Annotated in this window: 21 protein-coding genes; 6 read left to right on the top strand and 15 right to left on the bottom strand. The window is 44.6% G+C overall.

The window, feature by feature from the left end; all coding sequences use genetic code 11:
• Window positions 1-3: 3 nt before the first annotated feature.
• Genes NKI27_RS01005 through NKI27_RS00990 form a run of 4 tightly spaced genes read right to left on the bottom strand, consistent with a single transcriptional unit; the run spans window position 4 to window position 2,714 of the window.
• Window positions 4-858, bottom strand: a complete 855-nt coding sequence (locus tag NKI27_RS01005; RefSeq protein WP_265047839.1) for a heme/hemin ABC transporter substrate-binding protein — start codon at window positions 856-858, stop codon at window positions 4-6.
• Between the two features lies 1 nt (window position 859).
• Window positions 860-1,279 carry an ExbD/TolR family protein gene (locus NKI27_RS01000; RefSeq protein WP_265047838.1) on the bottom strand — a complete coding sequence of 140 codons (420 nt, stop codon included), beginning with the start codon at window positions 1,277-1,279 and terminating at the stop codon, window positions 860-862.
• Window positions 1,272-1,874: a MotA/TolQ/ExbB proton channel family protein gene (locus NKI27_RS00995; protein ID WP_265047837.1), complete on the bottom strand. Its 603-nt coding sequence runs from the start codon at window positions 1,872-1,874 to the stop codon at window positions 1,272-1,274. The genes NKI27_RS01000 and NKI27_RS00995 overlap by 8 nt, the downstream gene beginning before the upstream one ends.
• A 6-nt stretch (window positions 1,875-1,880) precedes the next feature.
• Window positions 1,881-2,714, bottom strand: a complete 834-nt coding sequence (locus NKI27_RS00990) for an energy transducer TonB (protein ID WP_265047836.1) — start codon at window positions 2,712-2,714, stop codon at window positions 1,881-1,883.
• Window positions 2,715-2,800: 86 nt separating this feature from the next.
• Here NKI27_RS00990 and NKI27_RS00985 point away from each other — a divergent pair, with 86 nt between their 5' ends.
• The 4 genes from NKI27_RS00985 to NKI27_RS19315 all read left to right on the top strand — a co-directional run bounded on the left by NKI27_RS00985 (window position 2,801) and on the right by NKI27_RS19315 (window position 6,765).
• A complete protein-coding gene (locus NKI27_RS00985; protein ID WP_265047835.1) occupies window positions 2,801-4,858 on the top strand; it encodes a TonB-dependent hemoglobin/transferrin/lactoferrin family receptor in 2,058 nt (685 codons plus the stop codon).
• 26 nt (window positions 4,859-4,884) lie between these two features.
• Window positions 4,885-5,313 carry a heme utilization cystosolic carrier protein HutX gene (hutX, locus tag NKI27_RS00980; protein ID WP_265047834.1) on the top strand — a complete coding sequence of 143 codons (429 nt, stop codon included), beginning with the start codon at window positions 4,885-4,887 and terminating at the stop codon, window positions 5,311-5,313.
• 10 nt (window positions 5,314-5,323) lie between these two features.
• Window positions 5,324-5,863 carry a HugZ family pyridoxamine 5'-phosphate oxidase gene (locus NKI27_RS00975; RefSeq protein WP_265047833.1) on the top strand — a complete coding sequence of 180 codons (540 nt, stop codon included), beginning with the start codon at window positions 5,324-5,326 and terminating at the stop codon, window positions 5,861-5,863.
• Window positions 5,864-6,030: 167 nt separating this feature from the next.
• Window positions 6,031-6,765, top strand: coding sequence for a lytic transglycosylase domain-containing protein (locus tag NKI27_RS19315; RefSeq protein ID WP_320109439.1), 735 nt, complete (start codon window positions 6,031-6,033; stop codon window positions 6,763-6,765).
• A 121-nt stretch (window positions 6,766-6,886) separates the two neighbouring features.
• Here NKI27_RS19315 and NKI27_RS00965 read toward each other — a convergent pair whose 3' ends face one another.
• The 7 genes from NKI27_RS00965 to NKI27_RS00935 form a co-directional block, all read right to left on the bottom strand.
• On the bottom strand, window positions 6,887-7,990 hold the full coding sequence (locus NKI27_RS00965; protein WP_265047832.1) for a fatty acid desaturase family protein: 1,104 nt from the start codon (window positions 7,988-7,990) through the stop codon (window positions 6,887-6,889).
• A gap of 152 nt (window positions 7,991-8,142) precedes the next feature.
• On the bottom strand, window positions 8,143-9,300 hold the full coding sequence (locus tag NKI27_RS00960) for a ferredoxin reductase (RefSeq protein WP_265047831.1): 1,158 nt from the start codon (window positions 9,298-9,300) through the stop codon (window positions 8,143-8,145).
• A 265-nt stretch (window positions 9,301-9,565) separates the two neighbouring features.
• Window positions 9,566-11,677: a hypothetical protein gene (locus tag NKI27_RS00955; protein WP_265047830.1), complete on the bottom strand. Its 2,112-nt coding sequence runs from the start codon at window positions 11,675-11,677 to the stop codon at window positions 9,566-9,568.
• Window positions 11,678-11,896: 219 nt separating this feature from the next.
• Complete coding sequence (locus NKI27_RS00950) at window positions 11,897-12,436, bottom strand: TlpA disulfide reductase family protein (RefSeq protein ID WP_265047829.1); 540 nt, start codon at window positions 12,434-12,436, stop codon at window positions 11,897-11,899.
• Entirely contained in the window at window positions 12,433-12,972 is a 540-nt protein-coding gene (locus tag NKI27_RS00945; protein ID WP_265047828.1) for a peroxiredoxin family protein, read from the bottom strand. Before NKI27_RS00945 ends, NKI27_RS00950 begins: the two co-directional genes overlap by 4 nt.
• Window positions 12,959-13,939 carry a hypothetical protein gene (locus NKI27_RS00940; RefSeq protein ID WP_265047827.1) on the bottom strand — a complete coding sequence of 327 codons (981 nt, stop codon included), beginning with the start codon at window positions 13,937-13,939 and terminating at the stop codon, window positions 12,959-12,961. The genes NKI27_RS00945 and NKI27_RS00940 overlap by 14 nt, the downstream gene beginning before the upstream one ends.
• A 12-nt stretch (window positions 13,940-13,951) precedes the next feature.
• Window positions 13,952-15,505: a hypothetical protein gene (locus tag NKI27_RS00935; RefSeq protein ID WP_265047826.1), complete on the bottom strand. Its 1,554-nt coding sequence runs from the start codon at window positions 15,503-15,505 to the stop codon at window positions 13,952-13,954.
• 415 nt (window positions 15,506-15,920) lie between these two features.
• On the opposite strand from NKI27_RS00935, the gene NKI27_RS00930 reads away from it, so the two are divergent.
• Window positions 15,921-17,303, top strand: coding sequence for an OmpP1/FadL family transporter (locus NKI27_RS00930; RefSeq protein WP_265047825.1), 1,383 nt, complete (start codon window positions 15,921-15,923; stop codon window positions 17,301-17,303).
• Between the two features lie 62 nt (window positions 17,304-17,365).
• On the opposite strand, the gene NKI27_RS00925 is transcribed toward NKI27_RS00930, so the two are convergent.
• Window positions 17,366-18,736 carry an esterase/lipase family protein gene (locus NKI27_RS00925; protein WP_265047824.1) on the bottom strand — a complete coding sequence of 457 codons (1,371 nt, stop codon included), beginning with the start codon at window positions 18,734-18,736 and terminating at the stop codon, window positions 17,366-17,368.
• A 121-nt stretch (window positions 18,737-18,857) separates the two neighbouring features.
• Entirely contained in the window at window positions 18,858-19,304 is a 447-nt protein-coding gene (locus tag NKI27_RS00920) for a hypothetical protein (protein WP_265047823.1), read from the bottom strand.
• A gap of 104 nt (window positions 19,305-19,408) precedes the next feature.
• On the opposite strand from NKI27_RS00920, the gene NKI27_RS00915 reads away from it, so the two are divergent.
• Entirely contained in the window at window positions 19,409-20,791 is a 1,383-nt protein-coding gene (locus NKI27_RS00915; RefSeq protein WP_265047822.1) for an MFS transporter, read from the top strand.
• A 12-nt stretch (window positions 20,792-20,803) separates the two neighbouring features.
• Here NKI27_RS00915 and NKI27_RS00910 read toward each other — a convergent pair whose 3' ends face one another.
• Together NKI27_RS00910 and NKI27_RS00905 are read right to left on the bottom strand one after the other, a co-directional pair.
• Window positions 20,804-21,166, bottom strand: coding sequence for a copper-binding protein (locus tag NKI27_RS00910; protein ID WP_265047821.1), 363 nt, complete (start codon window positions 21,164-21,166; stop codon window positions 20,804-20,806).
• Between the two features lie 33 nt (window positions 21,167-21,199).
• Window positions 21,200-21,421, bottom strand: a complete 222-nt coding sequence (locus NKI27_RS00905) for a DUF5683 domain-containing protein (protein WP_265047820.1) — start codon at window positions 21,419-21,421, stop codon at window positions 21,200-21,202.
• Window positions 21,422-21,428 lie beyond the last annotated feature (7 nt).

Raw genomic sequence — 21,428 nt, 5'->3', positions numbered from 1 at the left:
GGCTCAATGGAGTTTCTTCGCCATATCTGCCAAGGCATCAACCGCCGATAAACTAATGCCTGCGACTAATAATCGGCCGTCTACTTCGATGATTTTTTGCTGTTGAACCGCTGGAGTATGTTGCAATAGCGGGTTATTTTTTAACAACACCTCGACTGATGATTGGCTAGCATCTCGGCCTGCAACAATAATCACATCAGGCTCTAAGCTCAACAATGCTTCAGCAGACACTGATTGGTAGCTATTGTGCTGAGCAATGTTACTGCCACCCAGTAACGCGATTATATCTTCACCGGTGGTATTTTTGCCTGCCAGTCGTAATCCCCGCCCTTCTAATTGCAACAAAAACGCCACTTTGCTGTTGGCTGGTAATTGTTGCTGATGCACTAAGGCCATGGTTTCATCGATATGACTCAATAGTGCTTGGGCTTGCGCCTTTTTATCGACCAACTCACTAATGACTTTGATGTTTTCTTTTAAGGCTTTTTCATCTTTAGCGACCGGTAGTTGTTCTAACGTAAGGTCTGCCTTTTTAATGGCTGCAATGGTTTCGGGTGGCCCCATATGCTCACTGCCAATAATGAGATCTGGGTTAAGACTTAACAAACCCTCCGCTGGCAACATTCGGTGATAACCAAGATTGGCAACTTTATCGCTAGCAACCTCTGACGGCAGTACGCTGGTTGCATCAATACCCACTAACGACGACCCCATACCCAACGCAAACAATACATCGGTAACACCTGCATCGGTACTAATAATACGGTGTTGATGGTTGGCTAACGGTTCTGCATTTGAGCCACTACTGATGATGGTTAAAGCCAGTAATAATAGTAAAGAAAGACGATAGGGGGTCATATTATTCACTCCGTTGTTGCATGATAATTTGTGCGTTGGCTATTTTGTGTTGATCTAATAGCGATAACAGCTTTAATAGTGGCTCTGTCGGAGCGGTTTTATCTGCGGCAATGGTCAGGCGTTGTTGCTTGTTTTGAGTGCTCATTAATAATGCACGCTTAAAGTCTCCCCACTCACTAAACGCCTGTTTATCCATATGCCAATAAGGTTGATCTGCCGTGATGGTGATGGTTAGTTCCGTTTGAGTCGCGACATTAAGCGTTGCATCTTTATCGGTGCTGGGCACATCAATGGGGAGTGTCAGCAGTGGTGTATTGGCGGTAATTAATAAAAATACGACCACCATAAAGATGATGTCGATCAGCGGTGCTAATTCGGGTGAGCCCAGTGTTTTGTCATCGGGCTTCTGACACTTAATCATTCTTTTTGCTCATATCAACACCGTCCATAAACAAATTCATTTGGTTCATGCCGTGTTCAACGCGATAGATAATTCGGTCAATCCAGATTTGAAAGCCATGAGCGCCCGCCAGCGCAGGCAAGGCAATAATTAAACCCACCGCAGTGGTATGCATGGCAAGGCCTAGCCCATCTGCCAGTAAAGACGGTTCAATAGGGCCGCTATGATTAGATAGGTTATCAAATACCTGAATCAGCCCAAGCACGGTGCCTAGCAACCCGAGTAAAGGGGTCACCAGCGCCATCACCTGCAATAACCGAATACCACTGGATAATTTATTGCGCTGAGAGCTTAGCCAAACAGCGGCAATCTCTTCTCGTAAAGATCGTTGTTCTTTACCGTGATGGCATAACAGATTAATGCCTCTAGCGACTAATAAAGGCCTAGACCGCCCACCCAGCACAGGGGCGTCTTCGTTAACCTTACGTGTTTTTAAAGACTCAGCCGTCAATACAACGAGTTTCTCTAATAACAGCGCAAGCGTTACCAAAGAACAAAGTAGTAGTGGAAAGGTAAGATAGCCAAGCTGACTATGAAGTTGGTCGTACAAAGACATAACAGGTTAATCCAATGAAAATTCAACAGGGATACGAATACGGGATGCCACCGCGACACCATTAATTTGATGCGCAATAAACTGCCATTTTTGAACCACAGTGAGTGCCGCCCGATCGAGTAACGACACACCGGAACTTTGATGTATTTCAGCGCGTATCTGTTGTCCGGTTTTAGCTAATAGCACTTCAATCCACACCGTTCCTTGCTGTCCTCTTTTTCGAGCAATTTTGGGGTAGCTCGGCGGTTCTGGCGGAGCGGCGAATAATGGTTTTGCAATAACGGCCTCATGAACACCTTGAACCTGATTCTGGTTCTGTGTAGGGGCTGCATCCACCGGCGGTGTAGGCTCTTCTATCACCTTTTCTTTGGGTTGAACGGGGTGTTTTTTCGCTACTTCTTGTTGGGTAATCTCAGTCGGCTTTGCGCTTTTAACGTCAGTTACCTGCTTTTCTAAACTCACTTTATTGTCAATTTTAACGTCACTCACCTTTTCTACCACTGCCTCTGGCTTAACCGCAGCAGAGGGAACGGTTTTTATTTTTTCAGCAGGTAAAACGTCTTCAGCCTTTGATCTCACATCATTTGATGCAGTGACCGGTTGATAGTTAATCGATAACGCGAAGTGGCTGGCATTGATTGCCCCACTGTTGAGATCTACCGCTTTTGACGGTGAAGCGTCTAATAACATTACGCCATGTACAGCGCATGCAACGGCAATTCCAGCTGCTCTAATTGCTCTCATATGAGTGTCAGTTGTGATCCACGGGTTATTGAATGTGGGCACTTTATCAACACTTAAAAGATAATGCAAATGATAATGATTTGTATTTACATTCATATTTCTTCGGTATAGCATGCTCCCCCTAAAATCATCACGCTCGAAAATCTCAATAGATTAATACTGCAAAATAGACGGAGTTAAAAATGAAAAGTGTTCTTCCTTTACTGGCCATTACAGGAGGCTGTAGTTTGGTCGTGCTGCCTTCTGCCCATGCAGACACGACAGAGTCTTCGGTGACCGTGTTTGATAAGGTGGTCGTCTCAGCATCAAGGATTGAACAAACCGCACAAAAAGAAACGCGCAGTATCGACAGTGTCGATAGAAATCAATTAGATCAAGCTCAGCCTGCATCTGTTGCTGAGGCGCTAAAATTTGAGCCGAATGTCACGGTCACTGGCGGCCCTATTCCAGGTAATCAATCCATTAATATTCGCGGATTAGAAGGCAATAAAATTCTGCAAGTCATAGATGGAACACGAGTTAACACCAACTTCAACCATCGACCCTCTTACTTTTTAGACCCTTCTTTGGTCAGCCAAATTGATGTCGTTAAAGGGCCTGTAAGCTCTCTATGGGGCTCGGGTGCAGTAGGCGGTGTGGTTTCACAACAAACCCTATCGGCCAGCGACCTGCTAGATAAAGACGAGACATTCGGTGGTTTTGTCAGAACCAGCTTTAATGATAACGGTAATCAATGGACCGGCACCTCAGCGATCGCGGGTGAGCATGACACCATCAGCTGGCTATTAGGGGCAAGCTACCTAGACAGCGGTAAAATGGAGCAAGGTAATGGCGATACACTCTATGGCAGCGAAACCCAAAACGCGACGGGCATCGCTAAAGTAGGCTGGAAAATAACCGAAAGTAATACCATTGGAATTAACTACAGAAACGCTAATAACGATGGCCACCCTCCTGCGGTAGGCAGTTCAGATCAGCAGCTCAATGACCCTGATAAACTGATAGACCGTCGAACAACCGATGAGAACATCGCACTTAGCTACCAATTTAACCCCGAAAGCGATGCTATCAATATTGATACTAAGCTATACCAAAATAACACCCGTATTGAAGAAGACAACCTGTTTGGCAGCGAAGACATTAGCGAGATCGAAACCAATGGATTCTCGGTGACCAATCAATCAACCTTCGGTGGTTTTAACCTGCTGGGCGGTATTGACGGCTACGAAGACAACCTTGACACCGCACGCCCTGCTAGCGGAGATGGCCGTCCCAACCCACCTGCTAACGCATCGACCACTACCCTCGGTGCCTTTCTATATGGTGATTACGCGATAGTCGAAAATGTAACCCTTGAAGCCGGCGTTCGCTACGATAGCTTTGACTCTAAAGCGCAAGGGTTTGAGAGCAGTGATGAGTCTGCACTATCGCCGGCAGCGGCTATCCGATGGCAGGCGATTGATTGGGCGGCACTATCGGTTCGATATGATGAAGCCTTCCGCGCCCCTGATGTCTATGAACTCTATATGGACGGTACACACTTTGCGTTCTTCCCAGGTGGGCCAACTAACGTATTTATCGCCAACCCCGACCTTAGCCCAGAAACGTCAAAGAATATTGAATTAAAAGGCGAGTTCAACTTCAATAACCTAATCGGTAAAGACAAACTCAACCTTGTTGCCAGTGTATTCGAGAACAAAGTGAAAGACTTTATCGAACTAAGCGTGACCGTACCCAGCACCATGCCGGGTTACTGCTTTGCACCGGGCATGGGTGCAGGTTGTGCTGGCACCTCAACCTCTGAAAACGTCGCAAACGCTCGTTTAAAAGGCTTTGAATTCGGCGCGGCATACCAAATAGACGCATTAACCGCCTCGCTTACTTACGGGCAAACCCGCGGTAAAGATGAAGACACTAACGAGTATCTAAGTGGTATTCCTGCAGACAAATGGGTGGCTACCCTCGACTATGGCGTTTGGTCGATTGATACTAATGTAGGTGTTAAAGTACTCAAGGCTAGCGATCAAAAGCATACGCCTAGCGACGACAGCCAAGGCCCTTATAACGGTTATACAACAGCTGATTTTTATGCCGCATGGGAGCCCTCTAGTCAGGCACTTGAAGGGCTTAAGATCGACTTCACCGTGGCGAATGCCTTTGATCAAAATTATCGCAATGCGTGGACCTCAGTTTACGAGGCAGGCCGCTCTGTTCGTGTAGCCGCACAATATAGTTTTTAATCGTCAAATTAAACAACATATCTACATTGGAACAAGGCAAACAACGAATGAATGACAATGCAGAAGCCAGTATGCCTGGCGATAAAGCCCAGCAACTACTAGAAACCATAAGCCAATGGCAAAACACCACCACCATCATTTTACATGGCGGGTCAGTGTTTGAATTTAAGGGCGTATTCCCTCAAGGCGAGCTAGCCCATGGTTTTTACAATTTAAAAGGTGAAAGTGGGTTCGAAGGCCATTTGAACCTAGATAAAGTTAACGTAATAAAGTTTCAAAGCAAATTGCATCGAGGACAAGAAAGCCATGCCTTTGTCTTTCACGATAGTGAAGGTGAATGCATTTTCAAAATATTTTTAGGACGCGATGCAGAAGGCCAGTTACATCCCTCACAAAAAGAACAGTACCTAGCTTATAAGCAGCAGTACACGGCCTTTACCGAAATAACAGATTAGGAGAAACCCAATGAAAAACAAAGTAATGGAAGCTAGGCTAGCCACAGAATTAGAAGCATTTTTAGCAAAGCGCCGCACGCTTCATTTATCAACAATCGATGAAAATGGTCACCCGTATGCATCCTACGCACCTTATGCAACGGGTGAAAATTGTATCTATGTATTGCTTAGTGATATTGCCGTACATGGCGTTAATTTGAAGAATAACCCGAAAGCAGCCGTACTGATTGTTGAAGACGAGTCTGAATCACAAACCATATTTGCCCGTATTCGCGTTAACTATCAGGTGGTCGCTGAGCATATACCGTTAGACGCAGGGGCTGAGTACGATCTAGCCATTGAGGCGTTGTACCAAAAACAGGGAGATAGGATTCATAACCTCAGAGGCATGACAGACTTTAATTTGTTCAAGCTAACCCCCATAGGTGGCCGATATGTCAAAGATTTTGGCCGAGCCTATGCCATAGCGGGCAACTCGTTAACAGGGGAAAGTATTGACCATTTACGCGATGGCCACCAGCAAAGAGAGGCAGTTAAAGCGAACCAGTAGCCGCTATAACCGACCAGCCCTCTCCACCACAGTCATTCCCGCCTACGTGGGAATGACTGAAAACGTGGGACATAAACAGCGTCAATAGATGAACCTTTTTGCTATTATAGATGTCAGGCACATTTAAATTATCACTCACTTTAAGCGAATAAAATGGGAATGCTTAGATGACCAGCAGGATGTCGAAAAATATGAGGCAGTTATTAATGGCTATTTTAGGCGCCTCATTCCTTCTGGCGCCTGCATTAGCATTCTCTTCTGCAGGCATTAAAAAGATAGTTCATGCCGACGGACGCATAGAGTACACCAATGTTAAAAATAGCGGGGCTAAAGTTATTAGTTCTCAGAAACGATCGTCGCTCGACAAAATATTCAAATTCCGTCATGACGATGGTGTTGTTACCTATTCTGACAAGGCCCCCGACAAGGGCATTAACCACGAGGTTTATAAGGTAGCCTGTTTTGCTTGCAGCTCTCACTCAACCGTAAATTGGCATACAACAAAGCTATTTAAATCAAAATATTCTGATCAAATTCGTAAAACAGCGACACAATATAAAGTTGATCCCGCATTAATCAAGGCGGTGATTCATGCAGAGTCTGCGTTCAATGATAAAGCGAAATCAAGCCAAGGAGCGATGGGGCTTATGCAACTGATGCCCGCAACGGCGAAAGAACTTGGCGTTGATAATGCCTTCAATAGCACGATGAATATTGACGGCGGAACGAAATACCTTGCCCAACTACTTCATAGGTTTGATGGCAATGTCGAATTAGCCTCAGCGGCTTATAATGCAGGGCCAAACGCAGTGAAAAAGTATGGGGGTATTCCTCCGTACCGTGAAACTCAAAACTATGTAAAGAGGGTGGGCATTCTTCATTCCCGATATCAAAAGCTGTAGTTTAAGCGCCGCACGTCTAAACAGCGCTTAGCTTTTAGGGGGCGGGTTCAGAGTTTGATGAGTTGGTTGTGATAAACAGGTCAAAAACCAGGGAAGACACATAAATCAACCCTGGTAGCGGTTAAACACTGGCCGCCTCAATCTTAGACGGAAAGCTGTACTTCAGCACTCGCTTAACCACCGTCAAATACTGTTTGCCAAAAGACCCTGTATTGTATGGAATATCATATTTCTTACACACCGCCTGAACCTGCTTGCCCATTTCAACATAATGATAAGCCGGCACATCAGGAAATAGATGATGCTCTATCTGACAGCTCAAGTGGCCACTTAAGATGTGCAACCAACGACGGCCTTCAAAGTTTGATGAACCCAAAATCTGGCGGTAGTACCATTCACCTTGGGTTTCGTTTTCACAGTCTTCAATACTGAATGTATGAACCTCTTCAGTAAAGTGACCACAAAATATCACAGTGCTAGTCCACAGGTTTCTTAAAATATTCGCTAAGAAGTTACCGGCGAGTACCGGTAAAAACATCGGAAAACAAAGCAACGGGAAAAAAACATAATCTTTAAAAAACTGACGCCCTGCTTTGCTGAAAAAAGCATTTCGCAACTCTTTTCGGGTTATCGGTAAACTGCTGGTTTTGCGGCGTTTACCCATAAAGATGCGTTCGCCCGCGACTTCATGATAGGCCACGCCTAACTCAAACATGGCGCTTAAGTTTAAATAGGTCAGAATCTGCCAGCGGTTTTTAGGCCTCCAAGAAGTATCATCACTTAATCTTAATAGCCCATACCCAAAGTCTCGATCTTTTCCGATAATGTTAGTGTAAGTGTGATGCTCGTGATTGTGGTAGCGTCTCCAAGAGTCTGAGTCGGCGGCGTGATCCCATTCGAAATTACGTCCATTGATATTGGGGTCATTCATCCAGTCGTATTGGCCATGCATGACATTATGACCGATTTCCATGTTGTCTAGGATTTTAGCAAACGCTAATAACAAAACACCAACCACCCACCAGACAGGACTGATAAAGCCTAATACTAATGCGACTCGACCGCCGATTTCGCTAACACGCTGCACACGAATAACATTGCGAATATAGTTGGCGTCTTTCTGGCCTACCTTGGCCATAGTATTAGATCGAATCTGGTCTAGGTCCTGCGCGAACAGCTCAAGCGTTGCGCTATCAGGTCTGGCATTATTACTGGCTGCACTCATTTTTAATCCTTAATTAAATTCATTTAAACGGCTAAAGCGTATCAAGTAAGTCGCTGGCTAGTGTTCACTTTGAAACACCGCTATAAAAATGGATCCCCACCTGCGCGAGGATGACAAGAAGTATAATTGTGGCCCTTCAGAGTCGTCGCTCACTATAGGGCCAAAACCACATCCGCTACCGGTACACTCACACATAGCTGAATCTCTTCTTGGCCGGTATCGCTATAGGTTTTGGTTTTGCTGTTGTACACCACACCACTTTTCTTCTGGCAAATGCATTGATGACATACACCGATACGGCATCCCGACAGCGGTTTTAATTGCGCGTCTTCTGCTAACGTTAGCAAGGTTTTAGGCTCGTCTTTGTTGGTGGTAACCTGCTTACCCGATTGCTGAAATAATACGCTTGATGCCTGACCTGAACCTTCGAGCGATACGGGTTCTGGGCCGAAGAATTCATAGTGGATTTGTTCTTGGTTTACGTTTTGATTTTGCAGTACCTTACGAGCATGCATAATCATCGGGCTTGGGCCGCAGATATAAATATCCCGTATAGCAAAATCGTCGCAGTATTTAAGCAAGTGAGCATCGCTGAAAAAGCCTAGTTCATTAGTATCAATAAAATTTACCGTCAAGTTGGGCACTTGTTGCTGATAAGTATTAAGCGCTTCTTTGAACAGAAAGTGTTCAGGACTGCGTGCGTAATACATTAGGCTGACAGGTTTCGAAACGGCTAAGCCATTGAGCGAGATTTGCTGCAACATTGATCTAAAGGGTGTAATACCACTGCCGCCTGCGATCATTAGAATGGGCTTTGTTGTGGGTGTTGAAGCGGTTACACCCGATATCGTTGTTGAATCTGCAAGACAAAACTCGCCTTCAGCCTGAGATAAATTAACCACCCCCCCAGCCTTTAACGCTTGCGGTAACCATGGTGTGATCTGGCCGTTTTCTTGAATACGAATACTGATTTCAATCAGGCCGCTATCGTTAAAGTAACGAGGGCTGCTAGAGATACTAAAAAAGCGACTCACCCATGCACCTTCTTTTTCGACGGTAAGCTCAATATATTGCCCTGCCCTAAACCCTTTCCATTGTTTATTGGGCTTAATGACCAACGAATACATATCATCAGACTCTCGGCGCACATCGATTACACTACTACGAAATCGATCAGCGCGCCACTGAGGAAAAAACAACTGAATCAACGGTTCAAAGTAGGCCTTGAAACTCACATTATTCGTTAGGTTTCGTGCTATCCATGACCAGATTGTGTGTCTTATATCAAGTGTGTTGGTATTGATACTCATACTATAAAAATCTCATAATTTGAGCGCACAAGTGTACCCTAGAATATTATGATTGCAACAGTAATGTGGTCAAAAAACGTACTTAATGCACAAAAAATAGTATTTTTCTGATAAACAAGAGGCAGGTCAGTCGCTGGATAATAGCTGAGTGACAAAGTGAAGGTCGGTATATAAAGAAGCTTTAGGGTAGGACAAACAAAAAAGGCGACCGTTTCGGGTCGCCGTTGGTTTACGATGTATCTATCAAGCCACTAGGTTTAACACGTTAAATAGCCGCTTTGTTTTTAACCGCTCTTAATTTTTTAATCTTAACAACTTTATTATCTTCTTTCTTTTTCAGTGCAGCACGGTTCTTTATCGCAAGTTCTTTAACACGCTGAATATCCTCATCGGAATAAACGCCATTAACACCTGAAATAGCTGCGAGCTTCATACCGTGTTTAAGGCCTAGCTTGTATATCTCCTTCACCTTTTCCCACTCGATATTACGGCCTACAGTGAAGTTCTCAAACTGTCCTTCTAGCGTAAGCACTATGGTTTCTGCAAGGCAGGCAAAGGCTACGTTAGGAGGAAGGCCGATATCTTTCATCTTCACATCGCCAGGCATTTCGATCTCGCCTGACTCGATCACTAAAACATCCGGGCGTTTGGCCACATCGCTCGCAGGGATATCGAGCGGTCTTGCGACATCCGTAATGACACAGCCTGGCTTAACTTTCATGATATCGAGGATTTTCTTACCTGCCCCCGACGTTGCCGTTACGATCATATCCATCTCGGACAAACCTTTATCTGCATCTGCAGATGTCGCCAGATGAATTTTGGCATCGGGTGTTTCTTTAAGTATGGTCTCTTTTAGCGCAAGCAGTTTAGCAGTTTCAGGCGCGACTATGTGAATCTCGATCACGGCTTTTGCCAATAGTCGGGCACAAACAGAACCAATAGCCCCTGTTGCACCAACAACCATAGCCTTACCCTGCACCTTGCCTTTCTTATCAATTCTAACAAGTCCTAAGCGTCTAGTGGCTTCATTAGCCGCCCATAATGCACCCGAAGCACTGTAGCTATTGCCGGTAGTAATCGGTAAAGGTGCTCTTTTCGCAACCGTTACACCGGCATCCCCTACTACTTTAGTAAACGCGCCAAGCCCCATAATTTGAGCGCCCAAGCGTTTGGCCATACGCGCTGCAGCTAAAAGACGACGATAAGTAAACTCAGGGCTATGCGCCATAATCTCCTTTGGTGTACCACCGACAGTAATCAACCAACCCTCAGCTTCATCGCCAGTGGGTGATTTAATACCTGACACATGGGAATAAACAAATGGAGGTGCATACGCCATCACTTTTTCAACGGTATCCATAACCGTTGGAGGCGAGAATTTAGCAACGAGATCTAGCGGTTTTGCTCGACTGAGATACTGCTGTGATAACGGATGAATCACAAATGCGAAACGGTTAAGGCGCTTATAGCCTGCTGGATATAAAATACGGGGTTCGGTATCGAGTGAGGTGAGTATTTCAAGATAGTCATCCTGCGTTAGCTCACCCGGTTTCTTATCAAGCGCCGCTAGAATCATCGCTTCAATCACGTTAATTCCGACTGTGGTGTCAAATAGCTGTGGACACATATCCACCACCATATTCACACCTTTTAACTTCAACCTATCAAGTCTCTCTTGAGAAATAGTTGAGGTTAAAAGTGTCTTACCTCCTAACTCTTCTAGTGAAAAGTCTTCTATTTCTTCATAAGCAGCCGCAATCACATCGGCTTTCTGAGCCGCCTTTTTAACAATAAAACGATTCCACTCTCTAAGCGCGACGACTTTAGGTGAAAGCACATGAGGAGATGACCATTTATTAAGTGGATGAGTACCCGCTGCAAACAACTCTAAATGTGCCAAAGAGTTAATGAATTTCGGCACGCCTAACTGAAGCACTGAGTCGGCAAATTGGAGGTTCTCGGTGTATTCACTTAATACTGCAGCCGCTTTATAGTTAGCGACACCGTTTAAAAATAGCACCCTAGAGTTATTAAAGAAATTACCTTGCTCTATTTGAGTATGTCGAATGGCCCACTCATGCAAAATACCTCGCAAAGTTGCCCCTGTTGTAACCGGTATTTGGCTAACACAATGCTCTAGGTTTCGAGTGTTTTTTTGAACGAAATTGCGGGTACCGACACTATAGTGCTCTCGCACACGCCCTAACCCAATAACGTTAGCTTTTGTCTGCCACTCTCTAAGTAGTTTCTCAGCCCGCTTAACATCGTTATTGGTACCTATTCTAATAACCCTAAATTGTTGCCCCAAAAACTCTGTTTTAAAATCATAATCCAGCGCATCCTTCCCTAGACTAATACTAACGACCGTCTTCATACTCCCTCCGAGGTTCTCTTTTAAAATCTCAATAAATTATATTTATTTTTACTAAAGAATCTAAATCTATTAATAAATAGATAGTAATCTAGGATAAAGCCACGAACTAGCACTAATTAGCTTAGCTCAGGTCAAGTAGCGAAGAAAGAGACGAAAGAATACGTAGTTCTGTGAACTAGATAGAATAAATCAGGCGGAAGGAACAAAAAGCGAGGGGCGTTACTCCCCTGCTAATACGGCTTTGACTAACTCATCAGCCTCTTCACTGGCCCAGTCTCTATCGCCCACAACTCTTGCTAACAACTCGCCTTGCTTACCGATAATATACGTCACAGGGAGCACGGATACTTGATAATCATGGCCTGCAGATTGCCCTTTTAACGCAATCGGGAAGGTCAAATCCATTTTTTTCACTAAGCTATGAATCGCTTTTTCTTTACCGTCATCAAGGGATATCGCCACCACTGACACATCACTATTTTGATGTTTCTTTGAAAATTTCTCTAAAGATGGCATCTCAATTCGACAAGGAATGCAGTAGGTAGCCCAGAAGTTTAATACCACTACCTTGCCTTGGTAATCAGACAAGCTGATCGCTTTATCATCGAGGGTTGTCAGTGAAAAGTCAGGCGCCAGTATAATCTGCTCAGGTTTTTTTGCTTTCATTCCCTCATAGCCAGGGCTTGCCAAAAGCGATGTTGAGAACAACCCCAGTAAACCTATTACCAGCAGTTTTGTAGATGTTTGGATCTTTATCATTGTAGTGTCTCCAGTACTTCAATTAGTCGGGCACCATTTTTATAGTCTTCGTTCATCAGTATTTTATTCTGGTCATCAATCACCACCGTGGTACCCATCGTGGCATTAAACTGCTCGATTAACGACTGATCGCTATCTGACAAAACCGTAAAAGACGCATAACCATTAGACACTTGTGAGTTACGTGACTGGGCAACCGAGCCCGACACATAATCCACAACGAGATATCGTACATTTCGATAGTGATCGACCACGTTACTACGAAGATGGCTCATATGGCTGTCACAGATAGGACACCACATAGTGTAATAAAGCACCACTGCATCGTTATTCATTAACTCAGAACTTAGCTGTATCGTTTCGCTTTCGGTGCTGAGCTCAATAAAGTCTACTGCTGGGGCTGAATCGTCGCCGCCTACTGATGTATCGGTTCTCAGGTCTTTACTCTCAGATTTTAAATCTTCAAGACAACCCGTTGTTGAAATTGTCATCGCAACCAGAGTCAGTGCGATGCACAATGATTTAATAAAACGCATAGCTTACCCCTAGGGTTAAAATATCAGTCGTTGGAAAGTTCTCGCCCCTACCGTCTTGTCTCAACGCATGACTGAATGTGCCTTTAAATACCCAACGCAGATCTGATGAAGCATAAGCAGTGGTCAACGCGACAGACTGTTTTTCAAACTCAGTTAGAGGGTCAGAAACACCATCAATCTCACCTTCGCCTTCTCTTAAATCGGCTAACGCTGCGGTAAAGGTCAATGTGTCGAGTTCTTCAAGAAAGTAGGTGTAACCCAATGAGGCAGAGACGAAAGTGCGATCCCCTAGGTTCTTTTTATAAGGTGCAACGGCGGTTCCGTATTCCTGATTTACATCTCGCTCAAGGTACTTACCGTAAGAACCTTGCAAGGTAACGGTAAACGGATACACGGTTTTTTCAATCAATAAATTCGCATCAAACCGGTATAAGCCTCGACCGGTGATATCAAAACTACTTGTTGCGTCATCACCATAGGCCGACTTACCCGTAGGAAGAGTGAGTGTACCGCCAATGTAAATAGCCGGCCTTAAATCGGCAAGGCTATTAACCTGATAAACACAGGTGACTTGGTCAAATGTTTCATACCAAAAACTGGCACTCATATCGCCAACACCGTTTTCTTTTGATACGACGCCAGGATAGGTATTGTCATTCCAAACATACGGCAGTGTTACGCTCGCCTGCCAGTTATCGGCAACGCGGTGAGCGTAGCCTAGGTTCAATCGATATTGGTTTAAATCTGAACCCGCAGGGTCTTTCGTATAGTCGCCTTCCTGATTCCAATAGCCCTTGTAGTCTTCCATATCAAATGAAACATCGATCATTTGATTGCCAAACTTAGGGAGCACCAGTGAAGTGGCATTACCGCCACCACAACAAGAGGCGGCGTAAGCGGTTGAGGAGGATAACAACAACGCGCTGATTGACAGCGCGTTGTTGACCCATGTACGTCTAATTCTCATGGGGCGTCCTGTTTACATGCTTGTTGGGGTGATGTTGAAGGTGCCTGCAGGCTTTGGTTCACCATTAACCGTTAACACTAGCTCTAAATCACTGAGGCTTTCTTTGCTCAGACCAGTTATTGCCCAAACGCCATTCGCTTCAAAGTCTGCAAGCTGGCCATCAACAGTGAGAGATACCGGAGCATCTAACCCTCCACTGGCTGCACCATCATTATTAACGGCAGGAAAGCTCATCATAGACTCTTTAGTTGCTATAAAAAACTTAACGGTATAGTTGCCTGCAACTTCTGCAATAGATTCTTTATAGATAAAGTAAGAACGGCCCGCTCCATTAATATTATCGAGATCAGCCGCGCCTCCTTCCAATCTAAGTCTGGTTGTATCATCACCCATTGCCATCTTAACGTCTGGGAAGAAATGCACTTCATTGGCATCGTCGACCGTAAATTTAAGATCCCAGTTTCCCATTACACTGCCATTCGCCATTGAAGAAGCCATGAGGAAGTAAACCGTACACTCTGCCACCCCATCCTCATCGGTTAATGTACAACCTGAATTAGGCGTACTATGCGCATGCCCGCCAGCCATATACATCATAGGCATCATGTTAGGCTGTAGATCTTTCTTAGGCTCCCCTGGAGAGCCATCTGTATCAGCGCTTTTAATTGTTAAATCAAAAGTCACTTTACCTTCTGTAACCATCCCTTTGGGTGATAATTCGTAGACGAAATCGTCACTTTGAGCCTTAGGGTTAAACTTGATCAAGCCGACTTTTCCTGGGTTTAACCCTGTTTTGTTCTGTGTTCCTTTAGCAAAGTTCAGCAGCGCTAGTGAAAACTGAGCCGCCATGTCTTGACGCATATCGCCACCTTTAAGCTGAACAGCGGCCCCCGCTTTATTCACCCCATCGACATCCCCATCAGCCAAGTCTTCTGCTAATGCATCTAGCAAAGCTGAGTGTGCGTTTTTAGGTAGCTCAAGCTCAGCCAGCAACTGACTAAAAGCAGCAGCCCTAACCCCTGCTAACTTTGATGCCTCTTCTGCGGTACTTTCTTTCGTCGCATCAACTGGGGCTACGGATGTATCTGGCAGATAACCAAACGCAGCTTCAAATAATGTTTCTGCGTCCTCTTTCGTTAGGCCATGCTTAGTTATTAACTTCTGAATGATCGAAGATGAAGGCGTGGCATGTATGGTTGAACCTGCTTGTAGCGTCCCCGCTCCGGCAACCACTGAAAGCTCTTCTGACGCAGCTTCTTCACCCGTCGCTTCATCTGTATAAGAACCACCCGTTGCAATAAACACCAACTGACTTCTTAAGTGCTCATTCGGTATTGCTAATGTAAAACCACCATTAGCCGCAGTAGTAACAGGGCCTGCAATCTCAGCCGTACCATCCATTGCGACGACACTCGCTCCCGAAACATAAGACGCAAACGCACTCCCTGTCACATTCGTCGTGGTCGATGCTGCAGAACCTGAACTAGAACCACCGCCACACCCCATTAAAAAAGACGAAGCAACCGTTGCAGCAACCACTTGAGAAAGCACTTTGAGTTTGAACATAATGAGACCTTTACCGTATTAAAAGTTTTGGAGACTGTATAATTTATATGCGACGGATTGCTTGATAAGCATCAAGTATTTTTTACAAAAAGTACTTGTATTTCAACTAGATAGGGTATTATAACGATCTTAACAGGGTAGATTAACAGCTATCAACCGGCCCTAAAAGTGACAAAATGTCGCACCTCTTGGTATAACTAACGCGATAAAGCACGCTAACAGCCTCGAAACGCAACAAAAAGAGACACAATAGACCTTATTGGCGTGATGCAATTCGCAAAAAATTACGTATAATGCGTCCCAGTCGCTCAGGTAACGCCTTAAAACAAATACAATATCTTAAAAGGTGCTCGCGTAAAGAGTGCTTCACTCCTGAGTATGTCTTCCTATATCAATGTATTAAGGTAGTTGTAGTATGTCTCAAAGAGTAAGGTCAATTTCCGCGTTAGCGAGTGCATTATCTCTCGCCGCACTTCCCACTTTATCACTGGCTTCTGGTTACGCATTAAACGAGCAAAGTGCCTCTGCATCAGGTATGGCCAATGCGGGCTCTGCAGCAAACCCAGAGAATGCAACTATCCAGTACTTTAACCCTGCGGGCTTGACTCATTTAGATAAAGCTCAAGTAACCGGCGGTGTTGCCTTTATTAATGTAGATACCAGCTTCAAGGGCAGCGCAACCAATACTATTGGTCAGCCAGTCAACGGTTCTATGGGCGGTGACTTTGTCGGAACAGCCGTAGTACCGAACCTCTACATGTCTACCCCAATCAATGATAAATGGGCCGCAGGCATCGGCATATTCGCGCCCTTCGGTACATCAGGCAACTATAACGATGACTTCGTTGGGCGTTTTTTCGCAGATGAAACTGAACTGAAGGCGCTAGCTGTTCAACCGACCATTGCCTACAAAGTGAACGATCAATGGTCTGTGGGTTTAGGGATTGATTTTATTCATGCTGAAGGCACGTTAACTAAATTTCAGGACTACTCAGCATTATCTGTAACAAATAGCATTCCTTTGTCCATGATTAAAGAAGGTCATTTTGACGTTTCAGGTGACGACAACGCCGTAGGTTGGAACTTCGGTGTGATGTATCAACCCACAGCGGATACTACTATCGGATTTAACTATAAATCTAAAGTAGATATCGAACTGAACGGTGATGCGTCTATCACCAATGTACCCGCAAAAACAGGCAACCCAACCGCCCCTATTGCCTATGTAACGTTAAAAGAAAAAGCATTGGTTCCATTAACACTGCCAGAAAGTGTGACGTTGAGTTTAAAGCAGCAGATTAATACTGACTGGGCATTTTATGCGGGCGCAACCTGGACTCGTTGGTCTCAGTTTGAGAACCTTGATATTTTAAGTGGTCAGGGTACAGGCCCTGTGTCAGCTCTAGCGGGTCCTAAATACGGCCAAGCTGGCATGATTGGCCATGTACCTGAGCAATGGGAAAACGTGTGGGCATTCTCTGTAGGTACCTCTTACGCATACTCAAATGCCGTTACACTTAAGGCAGGTTATGCATACGATGAGTCTCCTATTCAGAAAGAGTTCCGTACTGCGCGTGTACCGGCAACCGATCGTAACTGGTTCACGGTAGGTGCTCAGTATAAGATGGAAGGCGACTGGGTATTAGACGGCGCGCTGGGTTATTTGTTTATTGATGACGTGAAAATTGATGAACATGACTACCGTGTCGATGGTAGCCAAATAGGTTATTCAAACGCAAAAGGTACTTATGAGCTAAGTGCTTACGCGTTGGCTTTGCAGTTAACTAAGCGTTTCTAAACATTAGTTGATTTGTTCTGGCTCTTTATCGTGATAACGCTATAAAGAGCCAGTAATCCCCGCTAAATTTTTAATAGTTTGGACGCCGTACGGAACAGTATTCCGCCCAACTTAACAGACTCATACACCCCCTCCGTTATTCCTACCTGTGAACGTTCAACTATAGTGGATACCGAGTTCACAACGGGTATTCTGCTCAAGACAGCATGTGGTTCTTTTGCAATCGAGAGATGAACTTTCTCAACCGCCTCGACTGTTTTTTCGTACCCTACCGCCATTAAATCAAACGCCCCTGCAACCATCTCTCGCTGTTCAGTATTCAACCCTGATAAATTCCCATCAACATGGCTTAACTGCATTACTTTCGGCGGAACGGTATAGTCGATTTCTAACGGGTGGTAAGTCATTAGTTGCGTTGTTGTGGCAGCCTCTTCAATCCATTGTTTAATTTGCTGATAAACCGTCTCGGTATGAGCTAAGGGGATATGAGGAATACCTTCAAAGTGGGTAAACTGGCTACCTTCTGGCGCGGAGTTAGGGTTTGCACTGTTCTTTGAAACCAATGCATCACCAAATAACTTATTTAATACGCTATTACTTTCTCCTGACAACGAACCACTAATAAAGTGGTGTCGAGCATGTTGATAAAAACTTCCACACGAGCCATGAGCATCATCCTTCTCACTCTCTACATTTCGTAAATGCGCTAAGCCATGTTTAAGGTCTTGAATTCCTTCACTTCTCACATCAATCCAGTCAGCCCAGTGATTAATATATTCTTTGGGCACAGAACGTACGACTGAACTGGCCAAATGGCCAAAACGCTCAAAATAAGACCCTTCGTGTGGCGTGCCAAGATAAAAACATTGAGTAAGTTTTTCTAACCAGAGAGCTTTGGCGGCAATGGCATTCTTTTGAGCATAACGCATCAGCAAACCACCCAAACTAAAACCGACAAAGATAATCTCATCAATTGGTTTTGGGTATGCCGTAATAAGGGCATCCATTAATTGAGTAAACTGCCTGCCATTTTCTTCTATAGACAGACCCGTGTTATAACGCAAAAAAAGCGGCGTATAACCAAAGTCACGTTGTAAGTAGGCGCCATAATTAGCTATTTTAGAACGAGCCTCGCCCCCTTCGACATCTATACCTGAATCAGCATTCAGGCCTGTATCGATATCCCAAATTGTTTCAAGATTGGTTAAGCCATGTAATAGCACTGCAACTTTATTCGTCACCGTCATGTCGGGGTTTGGCAACGATAACGGTTTACCCTGATGGTAAAAGCCCATATCGATCGCTAAAGGATTGTTCTGTGAGACGAGGTAATCCCCTACAACACCATTAAGCACTGCCCTGCTAACATTGCCCCAATAACGGTAGTCAACGTTTGACGATCCTTTTTTCGCTTTGTATTCTGCGTCACTCATGAGCAGGCTCCTTTTAACGGTGTCATTATCTCTAGTGTACAAGTGTACACACAAAGACCATCATACATCGCTAAAAGAACATTTTCACCGTTTATATCAACAAAAATGTATGTTTTTTAACCTACCACCAAATAGAAAGTAGTGCACCTACCCCCAATACCGCACTGCCACCCACCTCAGCAATAATCAGTAATAGCATAAATAGTGGGGTAAGCCATGCAGGTAGTTTAGTGTTTCCTACTCGATGAGGTTCTTCCAACTGATTGGTAGTATCTCTCAAAACGCCATGAACAATATAAGTAAAAATAGCCGCAGCAAAGAATATTAATGTCGCTAATGCTGCAGTATTATTAACCACCGCGGGGAAAACGCTTAGCTCAGCAAATTTAGCTAGCAAAATAGCAGCAAATGAATACATCAGCGAAGATCGGTGCGTGATATCAACATAATAACGCGCACGGTGGTCAAACCCTTTGACCATAAGTCGGTACTTCCATATTCCTGACACTAAGCCAGTCATAAAGAAAATGAATGCAGCGGTAAGGCAATATTTTTCAGCTAAAGACATAGGTAAGTTCTACAACATTGGTTAAAGTACTGGACATTATTTAAAAATTGTCGCATTCAGAATACTACACCAGTTAGCGACCTTATTAACCATTTCGAGGAAAAATGAACTCACATTCAAAAATTTCGTCACTCGTTTATGTCATCGCGTTAACTCAGTTTGCCATGCCTTTTATGTTTTCAGGCGTAGGAATCACCCTACCTTTAATGGGAGTAGAACTGCATGCAAGCGCGGTCGCCCTAGGCTTAATTGAGACGGGCTATTTAGGTGCAGTCACAGCTTTTCTTTTACCTGTTGGCCGACTCGCTGACGCGACAGACAAAAAGACACTTTTTAAAGTGGGGTTACTCGGATATGGACTTCTAACGCTTTCTATTGGCTTTGCGTCTAGCCCCGCCCTTATTATTACGCTAAGGATCATCCAAGGCGTTTTCGGAGCTATGGTCATGGCCACAGGAATGGCGCTTATCACTGAAGTTGTTGCAAAAGAGAATCTTGGGAAGGCGATGGGGTTATCGATTGGCGCTATCTACGCGGGGTTAGCCGCAGGGCCTTTTATTGGCGGTATTATTACCTCTTCGTTTGGCTGGCGGTGGGTCTATTTTATGACCGGCGTAGTCCTTTTACTCTCGTTTTTACTCACGCATACCCTTATGAACAGCCAGTGGAAGCGGCCTCAAATGAAAGTCGACTGGCTAGGTAGCGCAGCGGTGATTGCTATCATTATCTGTTTAATTGCCGGCAGTGCTATTTTAGATGAGACTCATTGGGGAGGGGTTTTATTAGTTGTTGGCCTTATCAGCATTCCAGTGTTTTTCTGGATCGAAAAGAGAGTCGATCAGCCTCTTCTTAGATTTGACAGACTTCGCTCAAATGCAGTGCTATCTAATGCATTACTGTCACAATTATTGATGTATTCTGGATCGTTCGGCATGACTTTTCTTTACAGCCTGTATTTACAAGAAGTTAAAGCGCTGTCCCCTCAAGAAGCGGGTCAAATACTGGTGATAGGCCCGGTATTAATGGCCATAACCGCCCCACTATTTGGTCGCTTAGCCGACCGAGTACAGCCCACAAAAATAACACTAGCAGGCATAATTTCAACTGCTATTAGTTTAATGATGGCCACCCAAGTGGGCGCGGATACCTCTCTTGTTTATATTTGCACTACCATCATTTTACAAGGCTTAGGGTTTGCGATGTTTTCATCCCCTAATATGACTATGATTATGAGCAGCGTAGCTGCCGAGCACTATAGTATGGCGTCAGCATTAGCCTCAAAAACGCGCTATTTAGGAATGGTGATCAGTATGGTGATTATCACTCTATTGATGTCGTCACTGATCGGTGTAGGCACCATAAGAGCATCGTTAGACCGTTATCTATCAGTTATGCAGTATTCATTTGTAGCGTTCTCTGTACTGTCTTTGGTGGGGGTAACGCTTATGATTAAGCTGATAGCGCAGCATGCAACCAAACATAGTTAACCGATGAAGATACTAGTTTGCTAGCGCTGATAGGGCTTTAATTCGATAATTTAACGCTTGGTCTACTTCTAAAACAAACTGCACTTTGTCGCCCCGCTTAAAAGGCGATAAATCAACACTCTCAGCAACATTAAAATTCATGACCATCGGCGCCCAGTTCATCTCAGGTATAGGTGCATGTTTAATGTTCACAACATGGGTTGCTACCGATACTTGGGTAATAAAGCCATAAGCAGATACCTCTCGTACAGGTTGCCCCATCGACGCTATAGATGCCCCATGACCGCTATTGGTTGGCTGACTATTAACCGCACAGCCGACAAGGGTCATCATCAATAATGCAACGACTACTCGTATATTCATCTTAACCTTCACTTATATGCCCCATAGTACTCAGCTTATCACCGCCTAACCATCCACCGCGTCTTGCGCCAGTTTCTCTTCCGCTTTTTGATACGCTGTGTATGCGGCAATAAGATGACAAATCCAGCCTAACATCCCCCCCGAACCAATCCAAAAGCCAGGCGTGATAATCAGCCAGAATATGCCTCTTAAAAAATAACCATTATAAATTTGCCCGACACCCGGAATAATTAAGCTCAATACCGCTGCGATACCTGCACTCGACATTACAAAC

Source organism: Alkalimarinus alittae, assembly GCF_026016465.1.
In the GTDB taxonomy this organism is placed as follows: Bacteria; Pseudomonadota; Gammaproteobacteria; order Pseudomonadales; family Oleiphilaceae; genus Alkalimarinus; species Alkalimarinus alittae.
Note: the sequence above shows the minus strand (reverse complement) of the source record. Positions and strands in the feature narration are given on the sequence as shown.